This window comes from Terriglobales bacterium (assembly GCA_035937135.1).
Lineage (GTDB): Bacteria > Acidobacteriota > Terriglobia > Terriglobales > Acidobacteriaceae > DASYVL01.
Genome location: DASYVL010000178.1, coordinates 1 through 4,386, shown reverse-complemented (window position 1 = coordinate 4,386; position 4,386 = coordinate 1). Strand labels below are relative to the sequence as shown.

Sequence of the window (4,386 nt, the reverse complement as noted above, 5' to 3'; positions counted from 1 at the left end):
GTGCGGTTGAGCGGGAAGCGTGAGGTCGGCCAGATGACCCCCTTCGACCTCACCCTGCTGCTGCTACTCTCGAACGCGGTGCAGAACGCCATGACCGGGCCGGACACGTCGCTGCTGGGAGGCGTGGTGGCCGCGACCACTCTCTTGCTGCTGAACTACGGCATAGCCGAGTTCGCGGGGTTCAATCGCAGGTTCCGCCGCTTCGTGCAGGGCTCGCCCACGCTGCTCGTCCACAACGGAAAGGTCATTGAGGCGAACCTGGCGCGCGAGCACGTTACCCTCGACGAATTGCAGCGCGCTCTGCGCGAGCACGGCATCACCAATCTCCAGGACATCTCGCTGGCCGTCCTCGAAGTGGATGGCTCCATCAGTTGTCTGAAGTACGACGACGTCGCGTCCGACCTGGTGCCCCAGCGCCGGCTAAGGTTCCTCCAGAAACACCAATAAGGATGGAGATTCTCTCCGAAGAACAGGTGGAGCGGCTGCTCGACCCGGCGCGCTGTATCACCGCGCTGGAGAGAGCCTTTCGGGAGAACTTTCCCGGCGCGCGCATGCCCACGCGCATACAGTTGCCGGCGGGCGAGCGTTGCGTGATGCTGCTCATGCCCTGCTATGACCCGGCGCTGCCCGGGATGGGCGTCAAGCCGCGGCTGCTGTTGGCCGCGCGGCGGCTGACTGAGATCCGCACCGCCGCCGCCTCCGCCCTGGCCACCCGGTTTCTCGCCCGCGAGGACGCCCGTACGCTCGGCGTCTTCGGGACTGGCCGGCAAGCGCGCTCGCATCTGCGCATACTGCCTCTGGTCCGCCGCTTCGAGCGAGTGCTGGTGTGCGGCTCCACGCCGGACCAGAGCCGGCAGTTCGCCAGGGGGATAGAGGCAGAACTTAAAGTAAGAGTCGAGGCGGCTGAAGCGCGCGCCTGCGTGGAGCAAGCGGACGTCCTCTGCACCTGCACCACGGCCAGTGAGCCGCTCTTCGATGGCTCCTGGATCCGTCCCGGGACGCACCTGAACCTGGTGGGCGCCTTCCAGCCGGAGGCGCGCGAGGTGGACGACACCACGGTGCAGCGGGCGCGCGTGGTGGTAGATACCTACGACGGCGCGATGGCCGAAGCGGGCGACCTGCTCCTGCCCATGCGCCGTGGTGTAATCTCCCGCGAGCACCTGGCCGCCGACCTGCACCAGCTGGTCAGCGGCAAAAAGCCGGGGCGCTCGAGCGCCGAAGAGATTACGCTCTTCAAGAGCCTGGGATGCGCGCTGGAGGACCTGGTGGCGGCAAGCCTGGTTGCGGAAGCGCTGGGGAGCGGCAAGGGATGAAGAAGAGCTACGACGTGGCGGTGATCGGCGCGGGAGTCTTCGGCGCATGGACCGCCTGGCATCTGCGGCGGGCCGGGCTGTCGGTGGCGCTGCTCGACGCTCACGGCGCCGCCAACAGCCGCGCCAGCTCCGGCGGCGAGTCGCGCCTGATCCGCATGGGCTACGGCCCGGACGAGCTCTACACTCGCTGGTCGCGGCGCTCCATGAAGCTGTGGAAGCAACTCTTCCACCGCATCCGGCGCCCGCTTTTCCATCCCACCGGCGTGCTGTGGCTGGCGAGCGCGAGCGACTCTTACACACCGCAAAACTTCAGCGTCTTGAAGAAGGCCGGCATCCCGGTGGAAAGACTTTCCCGCGCCGAGATCCGCAAACGCTTCCCGCAGTTCTCGCTCGCGGACGTGAGCTGGGCGCTCTTCGAGCCGGCGAGTGGCGTGCTCATGGCGCGCCAGGCGGTGCAGGCGCTGGTGACGGAAGGCGTGAGGCAGGGAATCGATTACCGGATCGGCGGCGTACTGCCGCCTTCCGGCAGCAGCCGCCTGCGGTTCGTGAAGACGGAAGCCGGTGAGCGCGTTGCAGCCGCCGCGTTTGTCTTCGCCTGCGGGCCGTGGCTGCCCAAACTTTTTCCCAGGGTTCTGGGCAATCGCATCTTTCCCACGCGCCAGGAAGTTTTCTTCTTCGGATCGCCCCTGGGCTCCAGTCAGTTTGCGGCGCCACACATGCCGGGATGGCTCCACCACGGCGACGAGGTGTACGGGGTAGGCGACCTGGAGAACCGCGGTGTCAAAATCGCCTCCGACTTCCACGGCCCCGCCTTCAATCCCGAAACGGGACGGCGCGAGGTGAGCGCCGAGGGACTGCGCGCCATCCGCCGCTACCTGGCTCGGCGCCTCCCGGCGTTGAAGGATGCGCCGCTGCTCGAATCGCGCGTCTGCCAGTACGAAAATACCGCCAATGGCGACTTTCTCATCGATTGCCACCCCGCCTACGACAACGTCCTGCTGGCGGGGGGAGGCTCTGGGCACGGCTTTAAGCACGGCCCGGCGCTGGGGGAATACGTCGCCCGGCTGCTCACCCGCGGGGGTCCGGTGGAACCGCGCTTCTCGCTCGCTTCGAAAGCCACGAAAAAAAATCGCTCGATTTACTGAAACACTACTGCAAAGTTGTCTAATTGTTTGTACACTCTTAGTAGTGACCCTCACCAAGACTCCAGCCACTCCCAGGGGCTTGGGGCGTCCGCGCGTGCTGCACGCCGTGACTGCCTCGGTCAGTCTGAGTTTGATGCGCGGCCAGCTCCGCTTTCTGCGTGATGCCGGCTTCCTGGTGGCTGCCGTCTCCGCCCCCGGCGATGAGCTCGAGACCCTGCACGAGCGCGAAGGCGTAGCCGGTTTTGCCATCCCCATGGAGAGCGGGGTCGCGCCTGTGGCCGACCCGGTTTCGCTGTGGGAGCTGTGGCAGCTCTTGCGCCGCTTCCGGCCTCAGATCACCAACGTGGGTACCACCAAGGCCGGCCTGCTTGGCGGGCTGGTGGCGCGCTGCGCCGGAGTCCCTTGCCGCGTGTACACGCTGCATGGGGTGAGCTTTGAGACCGCCAAGGGCATGAAGCGCAGGGTGATGAAGTTGGTGGAAAAGATGGCCTGCAATTCCGCCCATGTTGTGATTTGCCTCAGCGAGGGCGTGCGCCAGAAAGCGGTCGAGCAAGGACTGGTGGATGCCGAGCGCGCCGTGGTGCTGGCCAGCGGCAGCGGCAACGGCGTGGACGCCGCGCGCTTCGCTCCCACCGACGAACGCCGCCGGCAGGCCCAGGCTCTGCGCGGGCAACTGGGGATCCCCCACGACGCGCCCGTCATCGGCTTCGTCGGTCGCGTGAACCGCTCCAAGGGGGTCCCGGAGCTGGTGAGCGCCTTCGCCCGCCTCCGCCATTCCATGCCCGGGCTGCGCCTGCTGATGCTGGGAGACTTCGAATCGCTCGACCCTTTGCCTCCGGACACCCGGGGCCTTCTCGACACCGACAACCGTATCCTCTGTCCCGGCCATGTGGCTGACACTGCCGCCTACTATCAAGTGATGGACGTGGTCTGCTTGCCCAGCCATGGCGAAGGCTTTCCACCCGTCGTTCTGGAAGCGCAGGCGGCAGCGCGCCCGGTGGTGGCCACGGCGGTCACAGGCTGCACGGACGCCATCGAGCACGGCGTTACCGGGCTGCTGGTTCCTCCCCACGACCTCGACGCGCTGACCGACGCCCTGGAGCAGGTGCTGACCGACCCGGCCCAGGCCCGGCGGTTGAGCCAGGCCGGGCGCGCGCACGTCGTGCGCGACTTCCGCCCGGAGGCCCTCTGGAAGGCGCTGGACGACGAATACCGCCGGTTGCTCAAAAAGCGCAGCATGCCGCTGCCGGTCCCGCAGAAGAAGGAAAGTTCAGAAGTGGTGACAGCGGACTCCAGAGTCGCCGCCTCATAGCGGGCGCCCCCACCGCGGGGCTCGGCGTTTGCCTGCGGCTGATTCCTAATCCTGAGCGGAAGCTACCAGACTGGAAGACTTGACTGTTCCGCGCCCGCGGCCCAGGTAGTCGAAGCCCTGGCGGCGCGCCTCGTTGGGGTCGTAGAGGTTGCGGGCGTCCGACCGCCCCAACGGCTACCAGATCTACAACCTGGGCCGCGGCAACCCCGTCACGCTGGCCGCGATGCTCGAAGCAGTGGAGCGCGCGCTGGGAAAGAAAGCCGTGCTCGACCGCCAGCCCGAGCAACCGGGGGACGTCCGCACCACCTGGGGGGACATCAGCAAGGCGCAGACGCGCCTGGAATACCAGCCGAAGGTACAGCTCGAAGAGGGAGTCGAGCGCTTTGTCGAGTGGTGGCGGGAAGCCGGGCGCAGCGCCTAGCCGCCTGCAGGCGGCGTTTGAGGCTTCTTCGGCGGGTTGCTATAATCACTCACCTGCACGCATCCAATCTGCAGAAGGTGGGTCCTTCTTCTGCACTCCACCGCAGGCCGCGCGTGAGGCCGCATCGGCGTGCGAGAGTGGCCAGGTAGCTCAGCTGGTAGAGCGCAGCCCTGAAAAGGCTGGCGTCGGCGGTTC

5 protein-coding genes are annotated in these 4,386 nt (G+C 67.0%); all 5 read left to right on the top strand.

Going from position 1 to position 4,386, the window contains the following annotated elements:
• Positions 1 to 447, top strand: a 447-nt coding sequence (locus VGQ94_10225; protein ID HEV2022889.1) for a YetF domain-containing protein, incomplete at its 5' end; no start/stop codon positions are given.
• 2 nt (positions 448 to 449) lie between these two features.
• On the top strand, positions 450 to 1,313 hold the full coding sequence (locus tag VGQ94_10220) for an ornithine cyclodeaminase family protein (protein ID HEV2022888.1): 864 nt from the start codon (positions 450 to 452) through the stop codon (positions 1,311 to 1,313).
• Positions 1,310 to 2,458, top strand: coding sequence for an FAD-dependent oxidoreductase (locus tag VGQ94_10215; GenBank protein HEV2022887.1), 1,149 nt, complete (start codon positions 1,310 to 1,312; stop codon positions 2,456 to 2,458). Before VGQ94_10220 ends, VGQ94_10215 begins: the two co-directional genes overlap by 4 nt.
• 43 nt (positions 2,459 to 2,501) lie before the next feature.
• Positions 2,502 to 3,770, top strand: a complete 1,269-nt coding sequence (locus tag VGQ94_10210; protein HEV2022886.1) for a glycosyltransferase family 4 protein — start codon at positions 2,502 to 2,504, stop codon at positions 3,768 to 3,770.
• A gap of 148 nt (positions 3,771 to 3,918) precedes the next feature.
• Positions 3,919 to 4,191 (top strand): GDP-mannose 4,6-dehydratase, encoded by a 273-nt coding sequence (locus VGQ94_10205; protein ID HEV2022885.1) that lies wholly within the window; start codon positions 3,919 to 3,921, stop codon positions 4,189 to 4,191.
• Positions 4,192 to 4,386: the final 195 nt, after the last annotated feature.

Coding starts and splice junctions, on each gene's coding strand:
- VGQ94_10220 (HEV2022888.1), top strand. CDS start 450: ATGGAGATTCTCTCCGAAGAACAGGTGGAGCGGCTGCTCGACCCGGCG.
- VGQ94_10215 (HEV2022887.1), top strand. CDS start 1,310: ATGAAGAAGAGCTACGACGTGGCGGTGATCGGCGCGGGAGTCTTCGGC.